Annotated in this window: 20 protein-coding genes; 12 read left to right on the top strand and 8 right to left on the bottom strand. The window is 38.4% G+C overall.

Annotation, left to right across the window (positions count from 1 at the left end):
- Nucleotides 1–81 precede the first annotated feature (81 nt).
- Nucleotides 82–1266 (top strand): class I SAM-dependent methyltransferase, encoded by a 1185-nt coding sequence (locus AY601_RS17730; protein ID WP_068403467.1) that lies wholly within the window; start codon nucleotides 82–84, stop codon nucleotides 1264–1266.
- Between the two features lie 184 nt (nucleotides 1267–1450).
- A complete protein-coding gene (gene dnaK, locus AY601_RS17725) occupies nucleotides 1451–3364 on the top strand; it encodes a molecular chaperone DnaK (RefSeq protein ID WP_068403465.1) in 1914 nt (637 codons plus the stop codon).
- Nucleotides 3365–3527: 163 nt separating this feature from the next.
- Here the strand turns inward: dnaK and AY601_RS17720 are convergent, their stop codons facing one another.
- The 4 genes from AY601_RS17720 to AY601_RS17705 form a co-directional block, all read right to left on the bottom strand.
- Nucleotides 3528–4427: a nucleotidyltransferase family protein gene (locus AY601_RS17720; protein ID WP_068403463.1), complete on the bottom strand. Its 900-nt coding sequence runs from the start codon at nucleotides 4425–4427 to the stop codon at nucleotides 3528–3530.
- A 105-nt stretch (nucleotides 4428–4532) separates the two neighbouring features.
- Complete coding sequence (locus tag AY601_RS17715; RefSeq protein ID WP_068403461.1) at nucleotides 4533–5648, bottom strand: M42 family metallopeptidase; 1116 nt, start codon at nucleotides 5646–5648, stop codon at nucleotides 4533–4535.
- 47 nt (nucleotides 5649–5695) lie between these two features.
- Complete coding sequence (locus AY601_RS17710) at nucleotides 5696–7240, bottom strand: acyl-CoA carboxylase subunit beta (RefSeq protein ID WP_068403459.1); 1545 nt, start codon at nucleotides 7238–7240, stop codon at nucleotides 5696–5698.
- A 112-nt stretch (nucleotides 7241–7352) separates the two neighbouring features.
- Nucleotides 7353–8585, bottom strand: a complete 1233-nt coding sequence (locus AY601_RS17705) for a porin (RefSeq protein WP_068403457.1) — start codon at nucleotides 8583–8585, stop codon at nucleotides 7353–7355.
- A 256-nt stretch (nucleotides 8586–8841) separates the two neighbouring features.
- Here AY601_RS17705 and AY601_RS17700 point away from each other — a divergent pair, with 256 nt between their 5' ends.
- The 3 genes from AY601_RS17700 to can all read left to right on the top strand — a co-directional run bounded on the left by AY601_RS17700 (nucleotide 8842) and on the right by can (nucleotide 11513).
- Entirely contained in the window at nucleotides 8842–9120 is a 279-nt protein-coding gene (locus tag AY601_RS17700; RefSeq protein WP_232324753.1) for a hypothetical protein, read from the top strand.
- Nucleotides 9121–9198: 78 nt separating this feature from the next.
- Nucleotides 9199–10794 (top strand): SulP family inorganic anion transporter, encoded by a 1596-nt coding sequence (locus tag AY601_RS17695; RefSeq protein ID WP_068403452.1) that lies wholly within the window; start codon nucleotides 9199–9201, stop codon nucleotides 10792–10794.
- A 5-nt stretch (nucleotides 10795–10799) separates the two neighbouring features.
- The gene (gene can, locus AY601_RS17690) at nucleotides 10800–11513 is read left to right on the top strand and encodes a carbonate dehydratase (protein ID WP_068403450.1); all 714 of its coding nucleotides are present in this window, start codon (nucleotides 10800–10802) and stop codon (nucleotides 11511–11513) included.
- 69 nt (nucleotides 11514–11582) lie between these two features.
- Here can and pruA read toward each other — a convergent pair whose 3' ends face one another.
- On the bottom strand, nucleotides 11583–13211 hold the full coding sequence (gene pruA / locus AY601_RS17685) for an L-glutamate gamma-semialdehyde dehydrogenase (protein WP_068403448.1): 1629 nt from the start codon (nucleotides 13209–13211) through the stop codon (nucleotides 11583–11585).
- A gap of 169 nt (nucleotides 13212–13380) precedes the next feature.
- On the opposite strand from pruA, the gene lpxK reads away from it, so the two are divergent.
- From lpxK to AY601_RS17670, 3 genes are read left to right on the top strand one after another with little or no spacing between them, the layout of a single operon-like run.
- Nucleotides 13381–14439 carry a tetraacyldisaccharide 4'-kinase gene (gene lpxK, locus AY601_RS17680; RefSeq protein WP_068403446.1) on the top strand — a complete coding sequence of 353 codons (1059 nt, stop codon included), beginning with the start codon at nucleotides 13381–13383 and terminating at the stop codon, nucleotides 14437–14439.
- Nucleotides 14411–15226, top strand: a complete 816-nt coding sequence (locus AY601_RS17675; RefSeq protein WP_068403444.1) for a purine-nucleoside phosphorylase — start codon at nucleotides 14411–14413, stop codon at nucleotides 15224–15226. The genes lpxK and AY601_RS17675 overlap by 29 nt, the downstream gene beginning before the upstream one ends.
- Entirely contained in the window at nucleotides 15226–17409 is a 2184-nt protein-coding gene (locus AY601_RS17670) for a putative porin (protein ID WP_068403442.1), read from the top strand. Before AY601_RS17675 ends, AY601_RS17670 begins: the two co-directional genes overlap by 1 nt.
- Before the next feature lie 3 nt (nucleotides 17410–17412).
- On the opposite strand, the gene AY601_RS17665 is transcribed toward AY601_RS17670, so the two are convergent.
- A complete protein-coding gene (locus AY601_RS17665; protein WP_198163549.1) occupies nucleotides 17413–18621 on the bottom strand; it encodes an asparagine synthetase B in 1209 nt (402 codons plus the stop codon).
- 227 nt (nucleotides 18622–18848) lie between these two features.
- Here AY601_RS17665 and AY601_RS17660 point away from each other — a divergent pair, with 227 nt between their 5' ends.
- On the top strand, nucleotides 18849–19310 hold the full coding sequence (locus AY601_RS17660; protein WP_068403438.1) for a peptidylprolyl isomerase: 462 nt from the start codon (nucleotides 18849–18851) through the stop codon (nucleotides 19308–19310).
- 3 nt (nucleotides 19311–19313) lie between these two features.
- The gene (locus AY601_RS17655) at nucleotides 19314–19847 is read left to right on the top strand and encodes a DUF5606 domain-containing protein (protein ID WP_068403436.1); all 534 of its coding nucleotides are present in this window, start codon (nucleotides 19314–19316) and stop codon (nucleotides 19845–19847) included.
- A 296-nt stretch (nucleotides 19848–20143) separates the two neighbouring features.
- Here the strand turns inward: AY601_RS17655 and rlmH are convergent, their stop codons facing one another.
- A complete protein-coding gene (rlmH, locus tag AY601_RS17650) occupies nucleotides 20144–20617 on the bottom strand; it encodes a 23S rRNA (pseudouridine(1915)-N(3))-methyltransferase RlmH (protein ID WP_068403434.1) in 474 nt (157 codons plus the stop codon).
- A gap of 108 nt (nucleotides 20618–20725) precedes the next feature.
- Between rlmH and AY601_RS17645 the strand changes: the two genes are divergently transcribed.
- Together AY601_RS17645 and AY601_RS17640 are read left to right on the top strand one after the other, a co-directional pair.
- Nucleotides 20726–22558 (top strand): MutS-related protein, encoded by a 1833-nt coding sequence (locus AY601_RS17645; protein WP_068403431.1) that lies wholly within the window; start codon nucleotides 20726–20728, stop codon nucleotides 22556–22558.
- Nucleotides 22559–22655: 97 nt separating this feature from the next.
- Nucleotides 22656–23993 (top strand): GH1 family beta-glucosidase, encoded by a 1338-nt coding sequence (locus AY601_RS17640; protein WP_068403429.1) that lies wholly within the window; start codon nucleotides 22656–22658, stop codon nucleotides 23991–23993.
- A 60-nt stretch (nucleotides 23994–24053) separates the two neighbouring features.
- On the opposite strand, the gene AY601_RS17635 is transcribed toward AY601_RS17640, so the two are convergent.
- Nucleotides 24054–26321, bottom strand: a complete 2268-nt coding sequence (locus tag AY601_RS17635) for an aconitate hydratase (RefSeq protein ID WP_068403427.1) — start codon at nucleotides 26319–26321, stop codon at nucleotides 24054–24056.
- Between the last annotated feature and the right edge of the window lie 166 nt (nucleotides 26322–26487).

Genomic DNA, 26487 nt, shown 5'->3' with positions numbered 1-26487 from the left:
GTATATGATCTATGTACCATCTATATGTGTGTGATTACTATAAGTATGCCTAAATTTAAATAGGCTCTAAATCTATAATTTATGTCCAATCAATCTATTCTTCAGGAGTTCCATAAGCAGTTAGCGGACAGTATCCCGGCTAATTCATTTATAAAGATTTCTCTTGGCAATTACCAGGGCAATGACAAGGAATTAAAGAATGTATATGTACGCCGGATAAAGATTAAAAAAGTAGAAATGCTTTCTTTTACTTACCGGAATAAAACCAGGGATATTGTAAAGAACTTCTCGATCGAAGATGGCTTAACCAGAATCAGTCATTTTATCAGCAATGATTTTAGAATTTGTACTTTTTTTAGCACGGAGAAAGAAGTAATTGTTGAACATGATAAAAAGGGTGTGATCACGGTTAGAGAAAGGCTGATCAAGACTGCAGCTCCGGTTGTACTCACTCATGATAAAGAGAAGAAAAGATTGATTCAGCCTGCTGGTAAAAATTATTTGCAGGAGTTAAATATCACTGATGCAACAGGTACTGTTTATAAGAATGCACAGGATAAGTATAAACAGATTAATCAGTATGTAGCTTTATTGGATCCGCTGATCCGGACTTTGCCTGCCGGCAAGTTTAAAAAGGTAGTAGATATGGGATCGGGTAAAGGTTATCTTACTTTTGCTTTATATGATTACCTGGTTAATGTTTTAAAGATCGAAGCGCAGGTAACTGGTGTGGAATATCGTCAGGACCTGGTGGATCTGTGTAATAAAATAGCTTCGAAGTCAAATTTTAAGGGACTGGATTTTGTTCAGGGTACTATAGAAGATTATGCAGCTGAAGAGATCAACCTGTTAATTGCTTTACATGCCTGCGATACGGCTACTGATGATGCAATCTATAAAGGCATCAAAGGGAATGCAGAACTTATTGTTGTTGCACCTTGCTGCCATAAGCAAATCAGAAGACAGATAGAAAAAGGAAAGGCTATAAATGAACTGGACTTTTTAACGAAGTATGGTATCTTTTTAGAACGTCAGGCAGAAATGGTAACTGATGGTATCAGGGCATTGATCCTGGAATATTTTGGATACAAGACGAAGGTATTTGAATTTATTTCAGATGCACATACCCCAAAAAATGTACTGGTTGTAGGGGTGAAAAACAAAGAACAAGCGGTGGATAAAGAAGAGATTCTGGAGAAGATTAAACGGATAAAAGAATATTTTGGCATTGAGTATCATCATCTTGAAACATTAGTCAAGTTTTGATGCATTTGCAGCCATGAAAAATGTCAATTATGACAACCTGTCAGAATTGTAAAAGGTTTTCATTTACATTTTAACCAAAATCTAAAAAGCAGTGCCTGTTTAACTGACAAATGCCAATTGGCACATTGCTTGTTAAATAGAATTAGGAAATAAGAATTCATAACATAAACAAAGATAAAATAGCATGTCAAAAATTATTGGTATAGACTTAGGAACAACAAACTCTTGCGTAGCCGTAATGGAAGGTAACGAACCTGTAGTTATAGCCAACAGTGAGGGGAAACGTACAACGCCATCCATTGTTGCTTTTGCAGAAAATGGTGAACGTAAAGTAGGTGATTCTGCAAAACGCCAGGCAATCACTAACCCAACAAAAACAATTTATTCAATCAAGCGTTTCATGGGCAGCAGCTTTGCTGAGGTTGCTAAAGAAACTGGCCGCGTACCTTACAAAGTTGTTAAGGGTGACAACAATACTCCACGTGTTGAAATTGATGACCGTAAATACACTCCACAGGAAATTTCTGCAATGATCTTGCAAAAAATGAAAAAAACTGCGGAAGACTTTTTAGGTCATGAAGTAACAGAAGCAGTTATTACTGTTCCTGCTTATTTCAACGATGCTCAACGTCAGGCTACTAAAGAAGCTGGTGAAATCGCTGGTTTAACAGTTAAACGTATCATCAACGAGCCAACTGCAGCTGCTTTAGCTTACGGTTTGGACAAAGCACATAAAGACATGAAAATTGTTGTGTTTGACTGTGGTGGTGGTACTCATGACGTTTCTGTATTAGAATTAGGTGATGGTGTATTTGAAGTAAAATCTACTGACGGTGATACGCACTTAGGTGGTGATGACTTTGACCACATTATTATTGACTGGTTAGCTGCTGAATTCAAAACTGAGAATGGTATGGACCTTAATCAGGATCCAATGGCATTACAACGTTTGAAAGAAGCTGCTGAAAAAGCTAAAATTGAGCTTTCAAGCACTACTTCTACAGAAGTTAACTTACCATATATCACTGCTGATGCAAGCGGACCAAAACACTTGGTTAGAACTTTAAGCCGTGCTAAATTTGAGCAATTGGCTGCTGATTTGATCAAACGTACTATCGAGCCTTGTAAATCTGCATTGAAAAATGCTGGTTTAAAAACTTCTGATATCGATGAAATCATTTTAGTAGGTGGTTCTACTCGTATTCCAGCTATTCAGGAAGCAGTAAAAGCATTCTTCGGTAAAGATCCTTCTAAAGGTGTAAACCCTGATGAGGTTGTAGCTATCGGTGCTGCAATTCAAGGTGGTGTTTTAACTGGTGAGGTTAAAGATGTATTGTTATTAGACGTAACTCCTCTTTCTTTAGGTATTGAGACTATGGGTGGTGTAATGACTAAATTAATTGAAGCGAATACTACTATTCCTTCTAAAAAAGCAGAAACTTTCTCTACAGCTGCAGATAACCAGCCTTCGGTAGAAATCCACATCTTACAAGGTGAGCGTCCAATGGCTGCTCAGAACCGTACGATTGGCCGTTTTATCTTAGACGGTATACCTCCATCTCCACGTGGTGTTCCTCAGGTTGAAGTTGCTTTTGACATTGATGCGAATGGTATCTTACACGTAAGTGCAAAAGATAAAGCTACTGGTAAAGAGCAAAAAATTCGTATTGAGGCTTCATCAGGTTTAACTGAAGAAGAAATCAAAAGAATGAGAGAAGAAGCTGAGCAAAATGCTGATGCTGATAAAATCGCTAAAGAAGAAGCTGATAAAATCAACAGTGCTGATGCTTTAATTTTCTCTACTGAGAAACAATTGAAAGAATTCGGTGATAAAATCTCTGCTGATAAAAAAGCTCCGATTGAAGCTGGTTTAGCTAAATTACAAGCGGCACATGCTGCAAGAAGTTTCGCTGATATTGATGCAGCTCAGGAAGAGTTACAAGCAGCCTGGAATGAAGCATCTGAAGAGATGTACAAAGCTGGTCAGGACGGTGGTGCACCTGCTGAAGGTGGTGCTCAGTCAAACGGTCAAACAGCTGATGCTGCTGACAACGTTACTGATGTTGACTTCGAAGAAGTAAAAGACGATAAGAAATAATCTAATCGTAATTATATAAAAAAGAGGGTAACTGAAAGGTTATCCTCTTTTTTTATGTCTTGTGTTTTTTTTACACCAATAAGAATAATATACGGCAAAATAAAAGCCCTTAAAACTTAATTTAAGGGCTTCTGATAGCTTTATTGTTATAAAGCGCGGTATATTATTTCCACAGGTTTTCAGGATACACACCGTCTTTAACGAGTTGATCTATAGAAGCCTGTACAATCGGTTTATCTTCCTTATAAGTTACACCAAACCATTTGCTATCTGTAGGAACAACTTTAAAATCTGCAGTCTCTGAGCTTAATAAGCTATCAGCTACCAATGGAATGAAAAATTCTGCTTTAGGGTTGTCTTTGTTCGCATGTGCAAAGTCTCTGAAAAGTTCTTCGGATATTTTAAACATTTCAGGTGTGAATCCCCAGAAGTTCATGGATACACGGGTATCTAATGATAAAGGATATTGTTTTTCGTCTTCTTCGTAAACGATAGCTTCTCCCTCACGAAGTACTTTTGTGCGTTCTATGATTTCTTCCAGGTAACCGTCTGCGCTTACTTTACATACGCCACGGGATACTGATCCGTAATCTGATAAAGTTTTACCAATTTCATAACCAATCATGGAGTAGTTGCTGCCGGTAACTTCGGTAGTTAAAAACTTAACCATTTTCTCATAGGCATCCAGTCCATAAAAATCATCTGCATTGATTACGCAGAATGGCTCTTTTATAGCATGTCTTGCTGCAAGAACGGCATGCGCTGTTCCCCATGGTTTACTTCTTTCTATTTCAATATCAATTCCATATTGTTTAAGATCGAAATTCTGAAACACATAATCCGTTTCTATTTTACCTTCAAGCTTAGTATCAAATATAGCTTTGAAGTTTTCTACATATTCTTCTTTGATAATAAACACTACTTTACCAAAGCCAGCTTTGATAGCATCATAGATAGAATAGTCAATTATGGTCTCTCCGTTCGGACCAAAACCATCAATTTGTTTCATGCTGCCATAGCGACTTGCCATACCGGCTGCGAGTATTAATAACGTAGGTTTCATTGATTCTTATTTTTTAGTTCAAAAAGGTGCCCCTGTATATAGGGGCTGCCATAAAAAAGCGTGTCTGAAAAATCAAACACGCTGAATAGGCTGTGAAGATAAATCTTATTTATTGTATTTAAAATCGTGGTCTTTCTTTATATTCAATAAAGAATGGTAGATCAGGCTGATCACATTATCTACATCTTCTTTATGAATCATTTCAACAGTGGTATGCATATAACGCAATGGCAGCGAAATTAGTGCTGAAGGTACACCACCATTTGAATAAGCGAAAGCATCAGTGTCAGTTCCTGTAGAACGTGATGAAGCCTGGCGTTGGAATGGAATGTCATTTTTCTCCGCTGTTTCAATCAGTAATTTATTCAGGTTTGTTTGTACAGCTGGTGCGTAAGATACAACAGGGCCTTTACCGCAGGCTAAATCTCCCTGAGTTATTTTATTGATCATTGGTGTAGAGGTATCATGGGTAACATCGGTAACGATAGCTACATGAGGCTTAATGCGGTGTGCAATCATTTCTGCGCCTCTTAAACCTATTTCTTCCTGTACAGAATTTACAATGTATAAAGCGAAGGGTAATTTCTGCTTATTCTCTTTCAGTAAGCGTGCTACTTCTGCAATCATAAATCCACCTGCACGGTTATCTAAAGCACGGCCTACATAATAACGGTCATTCAATACCATGAATTCATCTTCATAAGTAATTACACAACCTACATGTACACCTAGCGCTTCAACTTCTTCTTTAGTAGTGCAACCACAATCCAGGAAAATGTTCTTTAAAGCAGGTGCTTCCTCTTTTTCTCCTGCACCACGTGTGTGGATCGCTGGCCAGCCGAATACTGCTTTGACTAATCCATTATCGGTGTGGATATTTACACGCTTAGATGGGGCAATCTGATGATCTGAACCTCCATTTCTGATCACATAAATTAATCCGTCATTCGTGATATAGTTTACAAACCATGAAATTTCATCAGCATGAGCTTCAATGACCACTCTATATTCTGCTTTTGGGTTGATTACGCCAACAGCAGTTCCGTAGTTATCGATAAAACTTTCATCGATATAAGGTTTCAGGTAATCTAACCAAAGTTTCTGACCTGGGTATTCAAATCCCGTAGGGGATGGGTTATTAATATATTCTTCAAAAAACTGGAGTGATTTCTTAGTTACGACAGATACATGTTTCTGCTTCTCGTCTTTCTTTTTAGCCATCTTTATATATTTATGATCAACTTTAACTTATTATAATAGAGTTCTATTTATAACGGAATATTTCCGTGTTTTTTACGTGGGTTATTCACTACTTTATTTTCCAGCATTTTAAATGCCTTGATTAATTTGATCCTCGTGTCTGCAGGTTCAATCACTTCGTCTATAAAGCCGCGTTCTGCTGCCCGGTATGGATTAGCGAAGATTTCGGCATATAGCTTTTCTTTCTCCAATAATTTAGCAGCTGGATCAGCTGCACTGGTTATTTCTTTCTTAAAAATAATCTCCGCTGCACCTTTTGCACCCATTACAGCAATCTCGGCTGTTGGCCATGCATAGTTCATGTCTGCACCAATGTGTTTGGAGTTCATGACATCATAGGCACCGCCGTATGCTTTTCTGATAATTACTGTAATTCTTGGTACTGTAGCTTCACTGAATGCATACAATAATTTCGCGCCGTTTTTGATAATACCATTCCATTCCTGATCTGTACCTGGAAGGAAACCAGGAACGTCTTCCAGTACCAATAGCGGAATGTTAAAGCAATCACAGAACCGGACAAAACGTGCTGCTTTGACTGAGGCATTGTTATCTAATACCCCCGCAAGATAGGCTGGCTGGTTGGCTACAATTCCAATGCTTCTGCCTGCAAGACGGCCAAAACCGACTACAATATTTTCTGCATAATCTTTATGTACTTCCAGGAAACTTCCGGAATCACTGAGCTGATCAATGACACCCCTTACATCATAAGGTTGGTTGGCATTGTCAGGGATAATTTTATTTAAGGATGCTCTGGATTCATCCTGATCTGGTTTATAAGCTAAAATTGCGGGAGTTTCCTCACAATTTTGTGGCATATAACTCAGTAGTTGTTTAATATGGTTAATGGCGTCAAGCTCATTTACACAAGAAAAATGAGTAACTCCTGATTTTGTAGCATGTGTGCTTGCCCCGCCCAGTTCTTCTGAGCTTACTTCTTCGTGTGTAACTGTTTTAACCACATTAGGGCCGGTTACAAACATATAAGAAGTGTTTTCTACCATCAAGGTAAAATCGGTAATTGCTGGAGAGTAAACAGCACCTCCGGCACAGGGGCCCATAATTGCTGAAAGTTGAGGGATCACCCCTGATGCTTGTACATTCCGGTAAAAGATATCAGCATATCCACCTAATGATACCACGCCTTCCTGAATACGTGCACCACCACTATCATTTAATCCGATTAAAGGAGCTCCTGTTTTCAGGGCCATCTCCATAATCTTACATATTTTTTCTGCGTGAGTTTCGGAAAGTGACCCTCCGAAGATGGTAAAGTCCTGGGAAAAGATGTAAACTAGTCTGCCATTGATATTTCCATAACCGGTTACTACACCGTCACCAGGGTACTTTTCTGTCTCCATACCAAAGTCTGTACTTCTATGGGTCACAAACATCCCGATCTCTTCAAAAGAACCCTCATCCATTAGAAAATGGATACGTTCTCTTGCGGTTAGTTTACCTTTTTTATGCTGACTATCTATTCTTTGCGGGCCTCCGCCTGCATGTGCCTGTTCTATTTTATCCTGTAGTAATTTTATCTTATTATCCATGGAATTAAACTCAGTTTTTATAAATGTATAGGAACGTTTTTAAATTTATAAATTAAAATTGTTTATCACTTATTTTCTATTGAAACAAGACGGATTTTAAATGGAGGCCGGATTACCAGCGATATTGTAAGCGTGTGGTAAAGACATCATCCCTGATATCTTTATTATAATTTGTCAATTGTGTAGGGGAGTTGATCACCCGCTCATTATAAACTGTAAGTTTTAAACGTGAACTGAATAAATAAGTCATTCCATAACCCAGGGTACTGAATTTAATATCACCCGCAGTCGTATTGTTATCCAGGCCAATCTGATCTTCATTCATCTTGCTGTTCGGATCATATACATCATAAGCAAGCAAAGCGCTAAACTTACTTTTTAAGATTTGCTGTGTAAGCCAAATATAACAGCCTGTGAAATTACGCAGGTAAAGGTCTGTAGCTGGCTGAGTAGAAAAACTCTGACTGGCCAGTGCACCACTAATGGAGCTTGAAGCAGCTACTCCTGGTTGTACGCCGGCAACATATTCAGCTTTCAGACTGGTTGTTCCAAAGGTATTATCGTATTGGATCTGCACATTTCCACCATAATAATTCCTTTTTAAATTAGCGCCTTTGTAGGATGGATCTGTATTTTTAGTAAATCCATTTCCATTATCCGTATAGTAAGACTCGGTGCCGTTGCGTACTGAACCTTTATAAATTGATCCGCCAAAACCAATATGAAGTTTTTTATTGGCCAGACTGTCAAACTTGAATGAAAGATTACCAATTACATCTTTTTTAGAGTCATAGTCCCTTGCAAAAAGACCGCTTCCATTAACTACAGCGACGTCTATGTTCAAAAAGCGAAGTTCTTTAATTGGCTGATACGATAACATTGCACCAATATCACGTTCACGTGGCATAATGGTCTGAAAAACTCTGGAACGCTCAGGGAAATCTCTATAGCCAGAAGAATAGACAATTGAATAGCCAAAAGGTCTGTTAAAAAGACCAGCGGTTAGTTGAAAACGCTTATTGTCGGGTTGGTGCAGTTGAATAAAGGCATCCATCAATTGCACGCCATTTTGTGTTGCATCGATTTGAAAGACTATACTGGAATATTTATCAACCCGGTCAATTTTAAGACGACCTCTGCGGATAATAAACCGATTGTCTGAGTTTTCTGCAAAATCTCCACCCGAAAAAGAAGAAATCCCCGGGGATTGTGTTTTTTGAAACTGTGTCTGAAGATAACCAGTGATCTTAATATCATGGATATCATAAGAAGAAGGTGCATTATTGCTTTGACTGAGGACTAACAGCGGATAAAATAAAACCAGGGTTAGCAGATATCTTTTCATAAGTATATATTGGGATCAGGTTTAGGAACTGCGAAAATACAGTTAATGCTAAATTAATCCACAGGGAATCTGGGAATTTTGAGCTTGAAAAATGCTCCTGAAAACTTAATTACATTTTTTTTACATATTTTTTTGATAATAAGTGCTCCTGGGTATTACATTTGGAAAGTAAAAAAAGCTGAAAACACACAGAATGTCCTTTTATAAGTATCGATTACATATTGTTATAGCCTTCATAAGCATCTTCACAGTGAAGATGATTATTTCTGCTGCACCAGTATTTATTGGTCATATAGATAAGAATACTATCAAAAGTGTTATTCTGCAATTAGAGCAGGAACATAGTTCTGATGGTGATTCAGGAAAGTCTTTACTCAAATTTATCGACTACAAACCGATTGATTTTCATAACACGTATACCTACGTCCCATTATTGATAGATTTTGGAATCAGGAACTGTTATATTGATCACTTCAAACGGTATGTAGATCCCTATCATCCCTCGGTACCCACTCCGCCGCCTAACTTTTGCTAATTTTTATTGATTAAACGGTTAAACCCACTGGGAGTAACCGTAGTTAAATAATTATAAGTAATAATTAGCATTAATGTTATGCAGAATGGAAACTCAATCTCCTCAAAGGCTGGATTGAAGAAATATATCTTAAAAAAGAATTTAAAGCGCGATTTCCCGGCGAGTATAGTCGTGTTTTTAGTGGCCCTGCCCTTGTGTCTGGGCATAGCCCTGGCTTCGGGCGCACCATTGTTTGCCGGTCTGATTACTGGTATTATAGGGGGAATCGTTGTTGCTAGTTTCAGTGGATCTCAATTAAGCGTGAGTGGCCCTGCTGCTGGTTTGACCGTCATCGTACTTGGCGCTATAGCTCATCTGGGCAGTTATCAGGTGTTTTTACTTGCAGTTATGCTGGCAGGATTAATGCAGATAGTGCTCGGTTTAATTAAAGCGGGTACAATCGGAAACTATTTTCCTTCGAGTGTAATTGAAGGAATGCTTGCTGCAATTGGACTGATACTGATTTTAAAGCAACTGCCACACGCATTAGGTGTAGATAAAGATTTTCTGGATGAAAGCTTAAGCAGTGGTTCTATGTTTAATATTGTAGGACAGGCGCTAAAAATGCTCAATCCGGCAGCAATGATCATTACCGTGCTTTCAATTGCTATTCTGATTTTCTGGCCAAAATTCAAAAAGCTGAGTGCTGTACCGGCTCCTTTACTGGTTGTTATACTAGGTATAGGAATGACTCTGTTTTTTCAGCAAACAGGATTTGCTTTAAGAGCAGAGCAAATGGTTAATATTCCAGTTGTAAGAGGATGGGGTGAATTTTCGAACCTGTTTACCATGCCGGATTTCTCTGCAATTACAAATAAGGAAGTCTGGATTGTTGCTTTAACGATAGCTGTTGTGGCAAGTTTAGAAACCTTGCTGAGTATCGAAGCTGTGGATAAGATTGATCCTGTAAAAAGGGTTTCACCAACCAACAGAGAGCTGATTGCGCAGGGAATAGGAAATATGACAAGCGGTATGTTTGGCGGTTTACCTATGACCTCTGTAATTGTAAGAAGTTCTGCAAACGTAAATGCTGGTGGAAAGACAAAAATGTCTGCCATTTTACATGGTTGCTGGTTACTGTTGTCCTTCCTTTTTATACCAGGATTGATTAATATGATTCCGCTTGCCTGTCTGGCAGCGATCCTTTTAGTAACTGGTTATAAACTAACAAGAATAAGCCTGTTTAAACATATGTATCACAAAGGATGGGATCAATTTATTCCATTTGTGATTACAGTCGTTGCCGTTTTATTAACTGACTTATTAAAAGGGGTGGCCATCGGTATGTTGTTGTCTGTATTTTATTTACTGCGGACCAATATGCGTAATCCATTCTTTTACAAGATTCATGAAGAAGGGAACAAGAAAAATCTGAGAATTAAACTGTCTGAAGAAGTTTCATTTCTGAACAAAGCAGCCATACAAGTTGTATTGACAAAAATCCCTCAGGAAACCAATGTTATTATTGATGGAAGCAACTCCAGATATATCCATCCGGATGTACTGGAAACCATTTACAATTTCAAACATAATGCTTATACAAAGGGGATTATAGTTACCTTAGTTGAGATCAAAGAGCATTATATAGTACCAAAAATAACTGACAAAATTATTGAAGATATTCATAAAATATAAATATTATGTGTGCAAAATTAGAATCCCACAATCACAATATAACTTACGAAGGACTATTACAAGGTAATAAAGACTGGGTAGCGAAAACTTTAGCTGAAGATCCTGCTTTTTTTGACCGTTTATCTTCCGGACAGAAGCCGCCAATTTTATGGATCGGCTGTTCAGACAGCAGGGTGCCTGCTAACCAGATTACCAATACCAATCCTGGCGATATCTTTGTTCACCGCAACATTGCAAACGTGGTGGTACATACAGATATGAATATGCTAAGTGTATTGGATTATGCTGTAAATGTTTTAGAAGTAGAACATGTTATCGTTTGCGGTCACTACGGATGTGGTGGTGTTGCCGCCGCATTAAGCAACAAGCAATTCGGAATTATTGACAACTGGTTAAGAAATATAAAAGATACTTATCGTTTACATTATCATGAACTGGACAGGATTTCAGATGATAAAAAACGTACAGACAGACTCGTAGAGCTGAATGTTATAGAAGGTGTATTTAACCTGACCAAAACATCTATTGTTCAGAACAGATGGGGAGATGGAAAAAAATTAGGTATCCACGGCTGGGTTTACAGTTTGGAAACCGGATTAATCAAAGATTTGGGGGTAACTACAGAATCCAATGACCATATTTCTGCAGTATTTAAGGTAGATGGTCTGATTAAGCCTAAAGTTGAAGCTCTTGTAAAATCTCCTGTTGAATCTAAATAGATAGTTCGAACGAGATTTAATATTATAAAAAAAGCCGGTTAAATTAATTACCGGCTTTTTTTATTTTGATTAGCCCATGAATGGGTAACGGTAATCCTTTGGTGGATCGAATGTTTCTTTGATGGTACGTGGAGAAGCCCAGCGTAATAAGTTAATCATTGAACCCGCTTTATCATTTGTACCTGAACCTCTGGCACCGCCAAATGGCTGCTGACCAACTACAGCACCAGTACATTTATCATTGATATAGAAATTACCAGCTGCATTACGTAAAGCATAAGATGCTTTATCAATAGCATAACGATCCTGAGCAATCACAGCACCAGTTAAAGCATAACCCGAAGTCGTGTCAATTAGCGTTAATACCTGATCAAAATCTGCATCATCATATACATATACAGTCAATACAGGACCGAATAACTCTTCGCTCATGGTTGTATATTTAGGATCATCAACCACTAAAACTGTTGGCTCAATAAAGTAACCTTTAGATTTATCGTAGTTTCCACCAGCAATGATTTCTACACCTTTGTCAGCTTTTGCCTGATCAATATATTTTGCCAGTTTAGTGAAAGAACGATCGTCAATCACTGCATTGATAAAATTGCTGAAATCTTCAGTTCCACCCATTTTGAAGGTAGCAAGATCACGCAGCATCAATTCTTTAATTTTTGGCCATAAACTTTTCGCGATATAAGTTCTTGAAGCAGCAGAACATTTCTGTCCCTGGTATTCAAAAGCACCACGTATAATCGCTGTACTTGAAACCTCAGCATCTGCAGAACCATGAACCAGGATAAAATCTTTACCACCAGTTTCACCTACAATACGAGGGTATGTTTTGTATTTATGAATATTAGTACCGATAGTTTTCCAGATGTTCTGGAATACAGCAGTTGAGCCTGTAAAGTGAATACCAGCAAAATCAGGACTATTGAAGATTACTTCTCCAGCTTCCGGACCATCTACATAAACTAAGTTGATTACTCCATCAGGCAGGCCTGCTTCTCTGAAAATCTCCATCAATAAGTTAGCTGCATAAACCTGAGTATCGGCAGGTTTCCAAACAACAACGTTACCCATCAATGCTGCTGATGTTGGCAGGTTTGCCGCAATAGCAGTAAAGTTGAAAGGGGTTAAAGCGAAAACAAAACCTTCTAAAGGACGTTGTTCAACTCTGTTCCAAACACCTTTTGGTGAAACCGGAGGTTGTTGTTTATAAATGTCAGCCATATAACTTACGTTGAAACGTAAGAAATCTATCAGCTCGCAAGCTGCATCAATTTCTGCCTGGTAAGCATTTTTTGATTGACCAAGCATTGTTGCTGCATTTAATTTATAACGATACGGGCCTGAGATTAACTCAGCGATCTTTAAAAATATAGCTGCACGTTGTTCCCATGGCAAGTTTTCCCATTGAGGCTTTGCAGCTAATGCCGCATCAATTGCCTGTTGTACATGAGTTTTGTCGCCTATGCTATATTGTGCTAAAACGTGTTGGTGATCGTGCGGTGGAGTAACTGTTCCTTTTTTATCAGTGTGGACTGCTTTGCCCCCGATATACATTGGGATGTCACCTTTTTTTGAACGTGCTTCAGCTAAAGCAGCTTTCAATAATTCACGTTCTTTACTTCCTGGTGCGTAACCTAAAATAGGTTCGTTCTCAGGTGTTGGTACGTTAAAAAATCCTTTGAGCATGATATAATATTGTTGTTTGCACAAAGATAGTTTTTTATTTTATTGCCTGTCAATCCATTCTACTATATGATATTCTGCTAACAGACCATAGCGCGGAGAAAATAATTCTTATTTTTGAAAGGCGGTTTCAATTTAGCATACTCATTCAGGCCGCTTCTGAATCTATAGCATGATAAAATACGTCCGGTTATTATTACTTCCTTTTTCTGTTCTTTATGGCGTAGTGGTTATTTTTAGAAATAAGCTCTATGATTGGGGGCTTTTCAAATCTACCCGGTTCAATATTCCTGTTATCTGTGTAGGTAACCTGGTTGTAGGTGGTTCTGGAAAAAGTCCGGTCACCGAATACCTGGTACACTTGCTTGGCGATTATAAAATTGCTATTTTAAGCAGAGGATATGGGCGGGAAACGAAAGGATTTTTATATGCAGATCAGACAGCCACTGCAAAATCAATAGGAGACGAGCCTTTACAGTTTTATCACAAGTTTCCACAAGTAACCGTCGCAGTATGTGAGGATAGGGTAAAAGGAATAAAGCAATTGAAAGACGCACATGACGTAATTATACTGGATGATGCCTTTCAGCACAGGAGGTTAAATCCTGGGTTCAGTATCCTGCTTTTCGAATTTCAGAAATTATTGAGCACGCAATTCTTATTGCCAGCAGGTAATATGAGAGAGCCTTTTTGGGGATATAAACGCGCAGATATTTTATTGGTTACTAAATCACCTCTGAAGATCACCGAACAGCAGAAAAAACAATGTGCAGCGCATTTTGATAAGGGAGCAGCCGCTCATCTTTTTTTCTCTGCTATAAACTATAAAAGCCTGACAGGTCTTTTCACTACTACGGTCTTAAATGTGGAATCGCTGCAGGGTAAAAAAATTTTCTTACTGACTGGTATTGCCAATCCAAAGCCACTATTTGATTATCTGTCAGGTTTTTCTTCTGCCATTGAACATCATGATTATCCCGACCATCACGCATTCAGTTTAGGGAATTTGCGTAAATTGGCAGAGGCATTTCATCATGATTCTGCGAAAGAAAAAATTATTATCACAACAGAAAAGGATGCACAACGTTTATTTGATGTTACAATCAAAGAATTACTATTAAATTTGCCTGTATTTTATTTGCCTATTCATATAAATATTGAGGCGGCCCACAAAAAAACATTTGACCAAAAGATCCTAAAATATGTTTCAGACACTACACGAGACCGTTGAATACATCAAGTTAAAATGCAATAATTTCCAGCCGGAAATCGGAATAATACTGGGTACCGGATTAGGTGGTCTGGTGAACGAGATCGATGTAGAATTCAGTCTGATGTATTCTAATATTCCTAATTTCCCTATTTCGACTTTAGAATTCCACTCTGGAAAACTAATTTTTGGAAATCTTAATGGTAAAAAGGTCATTGCTATGCAAGGCAGATTACACTATTATGAAGGATATTCCATGCAGCAGATTACTTTTCCAATCAGAGTGATGAAAGCCCTTGGAATTCAGCACCTGTTTATCTCGAATGCAGCTGGTTCACTGAATGCTGATTTTAAAAAAGGTGATTTGATGATTATTAATGATCATATCAACTTACAACCTGAAAGTCCGCTACGTGGAAGAAATGATAGTGACATGGGACCAAGGTTTCCTGATATGAGCCAGCCTTATCAAAAAGACTTTATTAAACGTGCAATGGAAATTGCAGCAGCAGAAAAGATTACTTGTCACCAGGGCGTTTATGTTTCAGTAACAGGGCCAAATCTGGAAACAAAAGCAGAATATAATTATTTGCGCATTATAGGTGGTGATGCCGTAGGAATGAGTACTGTTCCAGAAGTTATTGTTGCGAACCATATGAGCATTCCGGTTTTTGCAATTTCTGTACTGACTGATGAAGGTTTTGGTGATGTTTTAGTTCCGGTAAGCCTGGAAGAAATACTGGAAACAGCACGCGCAGCTGAACCTAAAATGACGAAAATATTAAGCCAGCTAATTCTTTCTTTATAATGTATAAAACCATTGTTTTATTTCTTTTAAGCTGTGTCTTGTTTGGGGCAAAGCAATCTTTTGCTCAGGACCTTAAGACTTCAGTGAATCAAAATAAAGAATTAGATTCCTTAAGAAGTAAACTGGAAAACAGTAAAGACTCTGTTATTTTTACCTCGCGTTTTGTTCGTTATACTACGCTTAAACTAACTAAAGACAGTATTCAGACACTTGCGCTGGATACAAGTTTAAGAGGAATGCAGAATTTCAGTTCGATTGCTCAGCCCAGAAGACCGACCATCAATACTGGAAATATAGGTCTTGCCGCTAAAGATCTTTTATTTGAGCCGATCAAAACGATTGGTTTTAATCCGGGATTCCACTCGCTTGACTGGTATGCGATGGGAAACGATGACATTAGATATTATCAGGCACGTTCCCCTTTTAGTAATATTTATTTTGCCGGACAATATAGTGGTGAGGCAGAGCAGCTTTTTAGGGTAATGCACACTCAAAACATTAAAAAGAATTTTAATGTTGGTGCGAGTTATAACCGGATAGGGGCTAATGGGTTGTATCAAAGGCAAAGAGGAGATGTACTGAATGGTACATTTTTTAGCTGGTATACTTCGCCAAATAAAAGATATACACTTTATGCAAATGCTATCTTTAATACGCTGAAGGCTTATGAAAACGGTTCAATTATCAATGATAATATCTTTGGCACTAATAACCTTTCCATAGACCGGATGTCTCAGTCGGTGAGGTTGAGTTCTGCCAGGCAAATCTACAGGAAGAATACATTCTTTCTGAGACAAACCTATTTTGTTGGCCGTATTGATAGCCTGGATCAGGAAATCTCTAAAAAAGTACTTCCTACCAATAAGATTACCTATACGATCAAATATGATAAGGATTCTTATGCTTTTCAGAAAAGGGAAGCAGATGACCACACTGTTTTACCCTCAGGTATGCGTGACCTTTCCTATACCAATGATAGTACTACTGTAAAACATATACAAAATGAGTTTATCTACAGTTTCTTTCTGCGTGGAAAATCCAGTTCTGTTATCAAAAATGAATTGAAACTAGACGCAGGTATCCGCCACGATTTTTATAACTATTCACAAATAGTAGGGGTGCTCCCGCAGACAAATACTTATAATTTTACCAATGCAGCTGGAGTCGTTACCTCAGAAACGGTAACAATTGACAATAAGTACTTCTCCAACTATGCCAAAACATTCCAGAATGTGACACTTTTGGGGTCTGCAGGTTATAGATTCAGCAACCGGATAGATCTGAACTTTGATGTACAGCAAATCTTTCAAGGCAGACAGGCCGGAGACTTTATGTATGAAGCCAAAAGTAATGTACTGGTTAGCCATAACCTGGGCAGGATAGTTTTAGGAGGATATATTCAGAACAAATCACCAGAAGAAATTTACGATACCCATTATGGAAACCACTTCGGCTGGACCAATGCAGCTGTTGATCCGAAACTCGCTGAGCTTAAAGCTGCTAACCCTTTAGCTTCGCCCAATATTGTGATACTGGCCAGCCCTTTTAACAGAACGAAAACAGTGAATCTGTCTTTTAAATATATCAATGAGAAGCTGGGACTGGATGCTGGTGCAGAATATTATATGATTAATAACTACCTGTATTTTGTACAGAAAAATACAACTGTTGACTCCCTGACTATTCTGCCGGCACAAGAATCAGGAAGTATCAGTGTGTTAAAAGTAACGGTAGGAAAGAAATTCACCTTCGGCAGGTTCAACCTGGATAGCTATGTTGTTTATCAGAAAACAAGTAAACCAGATATTATGCCAACACCAGATTTTTATACTTTCAATAGTTTGTATATGAAGGCGAAGGTATTTAAGGTTCTAAATACAGAGTTTGGAGTTGACGTAAGGTATAATACAAAATATGTAAATTACTCCTATTCCCCATCGGTGAGCCAGTTTTATATTCGCCAGTCAGCTCCCGATGCCGCTATTCCCTATAAACCAGTCAAATTTGATAGTTATCCAATTGTTGATATCTGGGTAAGAGCGAGCTTAAGAAAAGCTAATATCTTTGTTAAATACGCATACCTTAACCAGGGAATCCAGTCTAAAGGATATTATACGGTGAACAGGTACCCGATGCAAGACAAGTCACTTCAGGTAGGGTTAAGCTGGAACTTCTACGATTAATGATCAGGTTTTCTGATGCTTTTTCTTTGCCGCAGGAAACAGGACATTATTTAGAATCAAACGATATCCCGGTGAATTGGGATGCAAGTTTAAGTCTGTGGGTGGATCACCCACAGCATGTTGATAATCTTCGGGATCGTGTCCTCCGTAAAAAGTAAACTGTCCTTTTCCAATATCACCATGCAGGTAACGGACTTCTGCTGCCCCTTTATTTTCTCCCAAAACAGTAATATTGGGTTTAATCAGGCTCTTTCTAAAAGCTGTAGTCTGGCCCATAAACCCTTTAATTACGCGGTCATGGTTTTGGGTCAGCATAGTCGGCACGAGATCTGACTTTGCTGAAAATTCAAATAAAGTGAAATAATCATTTTGCTGATTCAGGCTTCTGGTCTGTGTGACATCAATATCAGAAAACTCGTAGTTTGCAGGATTCGGATCCAGTCTGAAATCTTTAAAGGCGAGTGTCTTATTGAAATCGAGCCTGGATTGTGCATTTGGATCTTCTGCATCCCCATCAAACATAGCGGCACAAATATCTACACCCGCTGCAGACAGGGCGATATCAAAACTGTCTGTAGCAGAGCACATGGCAAAAAGAAAACCTCCGCCTGCACAGAATTCAGTCATTTTCCTGGCTACAGAGAGTTTCATCAGAGATACTTTACTAAACCCGTTTCTTTTAGCTGTTGCTTCCTGATTTCTGACATCTTCTTTATACCAGGTTGCATTCTGAAAGGCACTCCAGAAGCGACCGTACTGTCCGGTAAAATCTTCGTGGTGTAAGTGCAGCCAGTCATAACCAGTTAACTTATCTTTTAATACTTCGTCATCATACACAACGTCGTACGGAATCTCTGCATAGGTGAGAACCATCGTTACGGCATCGTCCCAGGGCAATTTACTTTTGGGAGAGTAGACGGCAATTTTTGGTGCTTTTTCCAGCTTAACCATTTCCATATTTACAGCAGGATCACTGATCTCGTTCAGTATAGCCGTAACCTTGCCATCGGCGATGACCTGGTAAGAAACTCCCCTGGTTTTACATTCATCTTCTATCAGTTTGTTATATTTAATCAGAAAACTGCCGCCCCTGTAATTCAATAACCAACTTACATCTGCCTGCTGTTTAATACTCCAGTAAGCAATACCATAAGCTTTGAGATGGTTTTTCTGATCTTCATCCATATTAATCAGAATCGATGAAGCTCTCATTACCAGGGTTAAAGTCAACAATAACAACAGAAGGAAACTCTTTTTTAAAATCATAAGTTAGCAGGCCAGGTACTAATCTAAACTTTAGATAGCTGATTTAAAATTTTTACGACTATTAAACGTTAAAATGAATCATTATATATACATTTATAGGTTGAATAGGTTTTTGAACCTTTAGTTTATCTAGTCGTTTCAATTTACTAAATTTGACCATTACAAAAAAGAATATGAGCAAAGCAATAATAAAAACAGAAAAAGGCGACATGACTGTCGAGTTTTATGACACAGATGCCCCTAACACAGTTGCAAACTTTAAAAAGCTGGCAAATGAAGGGTTTTATGATGGAATCACTTTTCACCGTGTAATTCCTGATTTCGTAGTACAAGCAGGATGTCCAAATTCCAAAGACGCTGCTACAGCTCATTTAGCTGGAACTGGTGGCCCTGGTTACAAAATTGACTGTGAGCTTGATGGTGGAAATCAACATCACGAACGCGGTGTATTATCTATGGCACATGCTGGCAGAAACACTGGAGGTTCACAATTCTTCATTTGTCACAGCAGATCAAACACTGCGCATTTAGATAGAAACCATACTTGCTTTGGTAAAGTGGTTGAAAATGTAGACATTGTTGATGATCTCAAACAAGGAGATAAGATTTTAGGTATAGAAGTGATAGAAGATTAAGATATGAATTTAAGAGGAATTGTAGCCGTATCTGGCAGACCAGGTTTATTTAAACTTGTTGGACAAAATAAAGCAGGTTATGTACTGGAAAGCTTAGATGCTCAGAAAGTTAAAATTGTAACTAGTATCTCTTCTACTAAACTGGCTTCATTAGAGGATATTACTATCTATGGTGAAGATGAAGATTTGAAACTAGTTGACGTTTTAGCAAATATTGCTGCATTAAAAGGTGAAGTTGCTGACGCTAAAGCGGATGCTGCTGTTTTAAGAGCATTATTCGTTGAGGTTGCACCTACACACGATCAGGAGAAAGTTTATACTTCAGATATGAAGAAAATCGTTACCTGGTACCACTTATTGAAGGATCTTCCTTTGTTCACTGAAACTGCTCCCGGAGCTGTTGAAGGTGGTGAGGCGGTTAAAGCTGCAGATGATAAGAAAGTTAAGGCTACGCCTAAACCTTCAAATGCTAAAGCTCCGGTTAAAACATCTCAGCCAGCTAAAAAAGCTAGCATGACAAGTAAAAAAGGAGTTTAAGAATTCCATATCATAAAAAAACCGGATGTTTAACATCCGGTTTTTTTATGTGCAAAATTTCGCTGTGCACGCTAACTATTGCTTACAAATAATATACGATCAGCAGAAATGCAAGTATAGAGATGATGATGGCAATTGTAAATCCCCACCGGTTACCATTACCCCTGCTTCTGAATCTGTATTTTCTTTTAAAATCTCCTGGTTGCATAAAATTCCTTTCTTAGTTTAAATAGCTTATGATGATGATGCAAAAAATGAAATATTCCATAAAGCCCCTTCAGAATAAACAGGCGTTGCTACTCATGGTGGTAAGGTTCGCCCTTTAAGATACTAAATGCTCTATATAACTGTTCAACAAAAAATAAACGGACCATTTGATGTGAAAATGTCATGTCTGATAGAGAGATACTTCCATTTGCTCTTTTATAGACACTTTCGTCAAAACCATAAGGCCCGCCAATCACAAATATCATATGCTGAACACTCCCGATCATTTGTTTGTTCAGATAATTTGAAAACTGAACGGAAGTATATTTTTTTCCTTTTTCATCCATTAAAATAACAGTATCCAGATTGCTGATTTGTTTCAGGATCAACTCGGCTTCCTTGCCCTTCTGCTGCGCTTCTGTTAAATTCTTGGTGTTCTTCACATCAGGGATCACAACGAGGCTGAAACCAATGTAATGTTTTAACCGGTTAAGATATTTTTCAATACCCTCGATCAGATATTTATCCTCTGTTTTTCCGACAACGAGTAAAGTTATTTTCATTCAAAATTAATGTGCTAATGTAGTAATCCCTATATTAGAAGCGGTCGGATTAAGGAACCATGAGGTGCTGAAAATTAAGCGCTTCTAATAAAAACAGGACTCAAAGATATGGTAAAATCTAAAGATAGTATTTTAAAGGACTATCAAAATAACGTTGCAACTCAGGAAGAACAAATTAAAGCAATCAATAAAGCACTCAATAACATATCGTTATCCAGATTAGGATTATTTATAATTGAAATACTTTTAGTTAGTATTACGATCTATTTCGGCTATCATTGGTTGATTGGTATCCTGATGTGTATTCCTGTATTATGTTTTATGGCAATTGTGAAGCGCCAGACTGCTAAAGAGCAAGAGCTGAATTATGCAGAGAAAATGCTTTTTGTATTTCAGAATGAAGTCAATCTCATCCTGACAGGTAAAAATAAGTACAAAGAAGGCAAGCACTTTGAAGACGAATATCACCCTTATGCTTCAGACCTGGATATTTATGGGCATTCCTCTTTATATGCATTTATCAACCGTTCAAACACAGTGAATGGGATGAAATTATTAGCAGATAGTTTGAATAAACCTGCCACGCCAGCACTTATTATGGAGCGTCAGGAGGCAATTATTGAATTAACCAGGCATATTGATCAGACTTTCCACTTTAGAGCAGGACTTCAGAATCATAAACCGGAACAGCTTGAAATAATCGGTCATAAACTGGAACACCAGATGCCGGATCAGTTGAAATTTACACAGCGTCCTTTGTTGAGACTATATACAATGATAGTACCTTTTATATCTGCTGGATTGATTATTCTCGGCTCTTTATATGGTGGCTTCTATTGGGAGGGATTAGGACTATACGCTTTTGTTAATGTTGTTTTATGCTTTTACTTCAGTAAAAAGATCAACCTGGTTCATTCCGGATTTAGTGGTAGCGCAAGTTTACTCAATGCAATTTCAGGAACAGTGAAATGGACAGAAGAACTCAAATGGGAAAGTAAATATATTAAAGGTTTCTTTACTGAGCTTACAGTAGCTGTACCACTAAGTGCGCAAATCAAAAAACTATCAAGCATTATCAATTCATTTGACGTGCGGTTAAATATGGTTGTCGGCACTATTTTTAATGTATTCCTATTGTGGGATTTCAGATGTGCCATCCAGCTGGACAAATGGTTTGTTAATTCTTCAGATCAATTGATCAAAGGACTGTATACTATCAGTCAGTTTGAAGAATTGATTTCCTTTGCTACTTTCAATTACAACGAACCAGAGCTTACTTTTCCGGTAATCTCAGACGCTTTTCATTTTGAGGCCAAAGAACTGGGGCATCCGCTTATTGCAGAAAATAAGCGGATAGTTAACACTTATAGTTTTAATAACCAGCCAACAGTTGATATCATCACCGGCTCAAATATGGCAGGTAAGAGCACGTTTCTGCGCACGGCTGGTATCAATATGGTATTGGCATTTTCGGGCGCTCCTGTGTGTGCTAAATACATGAAGGTCTCCATCTTTGAAATCTTAACTTATATGCGGATTAAAGATTCACTCAATGACCAGACTTCAACTTTTAAAGCAGAGTTGAACAGACTGAAAATGATCCTGGAAGGAGTGACCTCATTAGCACACCCATTAGTACTGATCGATGAGATGCTGAGAGGAACAAACAGTAAAGATAAATACCTGGGATCAAAAGTTTTTATTCAGCAAATGATCCTCAGAAAAACGCCGGCACTATTTGCTACACATGATCTTCAATTATCGGAAATGATTGAAAAGTATGCTGGCCTGGTAAGAAACTATCATTTTGATATTCAGCTGGCAGAAGGGGAGATGAACTTTGATTACAAATTAAAAGAAGGAGCCTGTAAAACATTTAACGCTGCTTTACTCTTAAAGGAAATAGGGTTAAGTTTCAATCCTGACGAGGTGGAGGCTTAAAAGCCAGGGCGGTAAAATTAATCAGCTGATAACTTTACTGTAAATATAACATGAAGTTAACATCAAATTCTCATATTGCCTGTTATAGAATTCACATATGATTAAAGCATCCGATTTCGGTGATGATTTTTCGTGGGGCGTGGCTACTGCCGCTTTACAAATTGAAGGCGCTGCAGACATGTATGGGAAAGGACCGTCTATATGGGATAACTTTGCTAAAAGATCAGGTAAAATCAAAAAAGGACATAGTCCGGCAATGGCTTGTGATTTTTATCACCGCTATCATGAAGATATTGCACTGGTTAAATTGCTTGGATTTTCAGTCTTCCGGTTTTCTATCTCCTGGCCAAGGGTGCTTCCATTTGGGAAAGGAATTGTTAATGAAGAAGGGATCAGGTTCTACCATAATGTAATAGATGAATGTCTGGAACAAGGCATCACTCCTTACATCACACTTTACCACTGGGATCTGCCCGAAGCTTTAGAAGAAGAAGGCGGATGGACCGCATTTAGCATTAATACGGCATTTAATGCTTTTGTTACACTTTGTGCACGAACTTATGGAGATAAAGTGAAAAACTGGATTGTATTAAATGAACCTTTTGGCTTTACTTCTTTGGGATATATGCTCGGGGTACATGCACCAGGAAAAACAGGGTTGACTAACTTTTTCTCTGCCGTACATCATACTGCAATTGCACAGGCAGATGGAGGACGGATCTTAAGGGCAGAAGTGTCCGGTGCAAATATCGGAACTACCTATTCCTGTTCAGAAATCATTCCTTATACACAAAGTGATGCCGATATTCTGGCAGCCTCCAGGGTAGATTGCCTGATGAACCGGTTATTTATAGAGCCTGCATTAGGAATGGGGTATCCAGGACAAGATTGGGAGGTCATGGAAAAATTTGCAATTTCACATTCTACCTGGCGGCATACTGAACGTCTGACATTTGATTTTGATTTTATTGGATTACAAAACTATTTTCCGCTGACGATTAAATACAACGCGTTTATACCGGTTGTACAAGCGTGGGAAGTGAAAGCTAAAAACAGGAAGAAGCCACATACCGCCATGGGCTGGGAAATTAACGGAGATAGCTTTTATAATATAATCAAACAGTTTGCTTCTTATCCTTCGGTCAAAAACCTGGTCATTACAGAAAATGGAGCTGCCTTCAATGATAAGCTAACAGGAGGTGCAATAGATGACACCGAAAGAATTGAATACTTCAGGCTATATCTGCTGGCTGTTCTGCGCGCTAAAAAGGAAGGCATCAACATTACTGGTTATATGGCCTGGACACTGCTCGATAACTTTGAATGGGCAGAGGGCTTTAATGCCAGGTTCGGTTTAGTCCATAATGATTTTAAAACACAGCAAAGGACTATCAAATCATCAGGGTACTGGTGGCAGGAATTTCTGGGAAAATAACATTATAAAAAAAACCTCCCGCCATAAGACGGGAGGTTTTTTTTATAATGTTATAGTGTATTATTGAGCTACTTGCTTACGAATAATATTCAACGCACCACCAGCTTTGAACCAGTCAATCTGCTGCGCATTATAACTATGGTTAACTTTGAAGTCTTCTTTCGTGCCATCTGCATGGTTTAACACAATGGTTAAAGGTACATCAGGAGTGAAAGTTGTTAAACCTACAATATCAATTACGTCATCCTCACGGATCAAATCATAATCTTCCTTGTTCGCGAATGTTAAACCTAACATTCCTTGTTTTTTCAAGTTAGTTTCATGGATACGTGCAAAAGATTTAACCAATACAGCACGAACACCAAGGTGACGAGGCTCCATGGCCGCATGCTCACGTGAAGAACCTTCACCGTAGTTTTCATCTCCAACTACAATAGTTCCGATATGATCTGCTTTATAAGCACGTTGTGTTGCAGGAACAGGACCATATTCACCAGTTAACAAGTTTTTAACGGTATCAGTTTTATCATTGAAATAATTTACTGCACCGATCAGCATGTTATTAGAGATATTGTCCAGGTGACCACGGAATTTTAACCATGGGCCAGCCATAGAAATATGGTCAGTTGTACATTTTCCTTTCGCTTTGATCAGTAATCTTAAACCTGTAAGGTCTTTACCTTCCCATGGAGTAAAAGGATCAAGCAATTGCAACCTGTGAGAAGTTGGCGAAACTAAAATCTGAACACCGCTTCCATCAGCTGCTGGTTCCTGATAACCTGCGTCATCAACAGCAAAACCTCTTGGAGGCAATTCAAATCCAGTAGGCTCATCCAGTTTTACCTGCTCACCATTTGCATTGGTTAAAGTATCTGTCAATGGGTTGAAGCTTAAGTCACCAGCAATAGCTAAAGCAGTTACCAATTCCGGAGAACCAACAAAAGCAAAAGTATTCGGGTTACCATCCGCACGTTTAGCGAAGTTACGGTTGAAAGAGTGAACGATTGTGTTTTTCTCTTGTTTCTCCGAACCTACTCTGTCCCACATTCCAATACAAGGCCCGCAAGCATTTGTAAATACTTTAGCACCTATTTGTTTGAATACTTCCATAAATCCATCACGTTGTATCGTGAAACGGATTTGTTCAGATCCAGGGTTAATACAATATTCAGATTTAGCTGTTAAGCCTTTTTCCGCAACTTGTCTTGCTACACTTACCGCTCTTGAAATATCTTCGTAAGAAGAGTTTGTACAAGATCCGATCAAACCTACGTCAATTTTCATCGGCCATCCGTTAGCTAAAGCAACCTCTTTCATTTTTGAAATAGGAGTCGCTAAATCCGGAGTAAACGGACCGTTCAGATAAGGTTCAAGTGTAGATAAGTCAATTTCAATTACCTGGTCAAAATATTTAGCAGGATCAGCATAAACTTCAGCATCACCAGTTAAGTGTTCTTTCACAGCGTTGGCAGCATCAGCAACATCAGCTCTGTTGGTTGCACGTAAATAACGTTCCATGCTCTCATCATAACCGAAAGTTGAAGTCGTTGCACCGATTTCAGCACCCATATTACAAATGGTACCTTTACCAGTACAGCTCATATTCGTTGCACCTTCGCCAAAATATTCAACAATAGCACCAGTACCACCTTTTACAGTCAGGATACCAGCCACTTTTAAGATTACATCTTTAGGTGAAGACCAGCCGCTTAATTTACCGGTTAACTTTACACCAATTAATTTAGGGAACTTAAGCTCCCATGGTAAGCCTGCCATTACATCACAAGCATCAGCACCACCAACACCAATTGCAACCATACCTAAACCGCCAGCATTCACAGTATGTGAATCTGTTCCGATCATCATTCCACCTGGAAATGCATAATTTTCCAATACAACCTGGTGAATAATACCTGCACCTGGTTTCCAGAAACCGATACCATATTTATTGGATACCGAAGCAAGAAAATCAAAAACTTCCTTACTTTCTGTATTTGCAGCAGGAAGATCCTGCTCTGCGCCAAATTTTGCAGTGATCAAGTGATCACAGTGTACCGTTGAAGGCACAGCAACTTTCGGTCTGCCAGCCTGCATAAACTGCAATAATGCCATTTGGGCAGTTGCATCCTGCATAGCTACACGGTCAGGAGCAAAATCTACATAATCAGTACCCCTTACGTAAGAAGTATTTGTTTTTTCATCCCAAAGGTGAGTATATAAGATTTTTTCTGAGAGTGTTAAAGGTCTGCCTACTAATTTACGGGCCGCCTCAACTCGGGGACCAAAGTTTGCATACACCTTTTTGATCATTTCTATATCAAAAGCCATTGATAATATGTGTTAAAAGGTAATATAATTTAAATTATTTGTAGCGAATTTACAAAAAAAAACAGGCTGAGGCTAACCTATGTAAGTTCATTATATTATTTATACATGTTCTAAATAAAATGAATGCTTCTCCCTCTGGCTCCATTCGCTGAAGGCTGTCCATTAA

Source organism: Pedobacter cryoconitis (assembly GCF_001590605.1).
In the GTDB taxonomy this organism is placed as follows: domain Bacteria; phylum Bacteroidota; class Bacteroidia; order Sphingobacteriales; family Sphingobacteriaceae; genus Pedobacter; species Pedobacter cryoconitis_A.
Note: the sequence above shows the minus strand (reverse complement) of the source record. Positions and strands in the feature narration are given on the sequence as shown.

Excerpts from the sequence above, each read along its gene's own strand:
- AY601_RS17705 (WP_068403457.1), bottom strand. The coding sequence starts at position 8,585 with ATGAAAAGATATCTGCTAACCCTGGTTTTATTTTATCCGCTGTTAGTC.
- AY601_RS17645 (WP_068403431.1), top strand. The coding sequence starts at position 20,726 with ATGGTAAAATCTAAAGATAGTATTTTAAAGGACTATCAAAATAACGTT.
- AY601_RS17635 (WP_068403427.1), bottom strand. The coding sequence starts at position 26,321 with ATGGCTTTTGATATAGAAATGATCAAAAAGGTGTATGCAAACTTTGGT.
- AY601_RS17730 (WP_068403467.1), top strand. The coding sequence starts at position 82 with ATGTCCAATCAATCTATTCTTCAGGAGTTCCATAAGCAGTTAGCGGAC.
- AY601_RS17710 (WP_068403459.1), bottom strand. The coding sequence starts at position 7,240 with ATGGATAATAAGATAAAATTACTACAGGATAAAATAGAACAGGCACAT.
- lpxK (WP_068403446.1), top strand. The coding sequence starts at position 13,381 with ATGATAAAATACGTCCGGTTATTATTACTTCCTTTTTCTGTTCTTTAT.
- dnaK (WP_068403465.1), top strand. The coding sequence starts at position 1,451 with ATGTCAAAAATTATTGGTATAGACTTAGGAACAACAAACTCTTGCGTA.
- AY601_RS17700 (WP_232324753.1), top strand. The coding sequence starts at position 8,842 with ATGATTATTTCTGCTGCACCAGTATTTATTGGTCATATAGATAAGAAT.
- AY601_RS17720 (WP_068403463.1), bottom strand. The coding sequence starts at position 4,427 with ATGAAACCTACGTTATTAATACTCGCAGCCGGTATGGCAAGTCGCTAT.
- AY601_RS17640 (WP_068403429.1), top strand. The coding sequence starts at position 22,656 with ATGATTAAAGCATCCGATTTCGGTGATGATTTTTCGTGGGGCGTGGCT.
- AY601_RS17715 (WP_068403461.1), bottom strand. The coding sequence starts at position 5,648 with ATGGCTAAAAAGAAAGACGAGAAGCAGAAACATGTATCTGTCGTAACT.
- AY601_RS17670 (WP_068403442.1), top strand. The coding sequence starts at position 15,226 with ATGTATAAAACCATTGTTTTATTTCTTTTAAGCTGTGTCTTGTTTGGG.
- AY601_RS17675 (WP_068403444.1), top strand. The coding sequence starts at position 14,411 with ATGTTTCAGACACTACACGAGACCGTTGAATACATCAAGTTAAAATGC.
- AY601_RS17655 (WP_068403436.1), top strand. The coding sequence starts at position 19,314 with ATGAATTTAAGAGGAATTGTAGCCGTATCTGGCAGACCAGGTTTATTT.
- can (WP_068403450.1), top strand. The coding sequence starts at position 10,800 with ATGTGTGCAAAATTAGAATCCCACAATCACAATATAACTTACGAAGGA.
- AY601_RS17665 (WP_198163549.1), bottom strand. The coding sequence starts at position 18,621 with ATGAGAGCTTCATCGATTCTGATTAATATGGATGAAGATCAGAAAAAC.
- rlmH (WP_068403434.1), bottom strand. The coding sequence starts at position 20,617 with ATGAAAATAACTTTACTCGTTGTCGGAAAAACAGAGGATAAATATCTG.
- AY601_RS17695 (WP_068403452.1), top strand. The coding sequence starts at position 9,199 with ATGCAGAATGGAAACTCAATCTCCTCAAAGGCTGGATTGAAGAAATAT.
- AY601_RS17660 (WP_068403438.1), top strand. The coding sequence starts at position 18,849 with ATGAGCAAAGCAATAATAAAAACAGAAAAAGGCGACATGACTGTCGAG.
- pruA (WP_068403448.1), bottom strand. The coding sequence starts at position 13,211 with ATGCTCAAAGGATTTTTTAACGTACCAACACCTGAGAACGAACCTATT.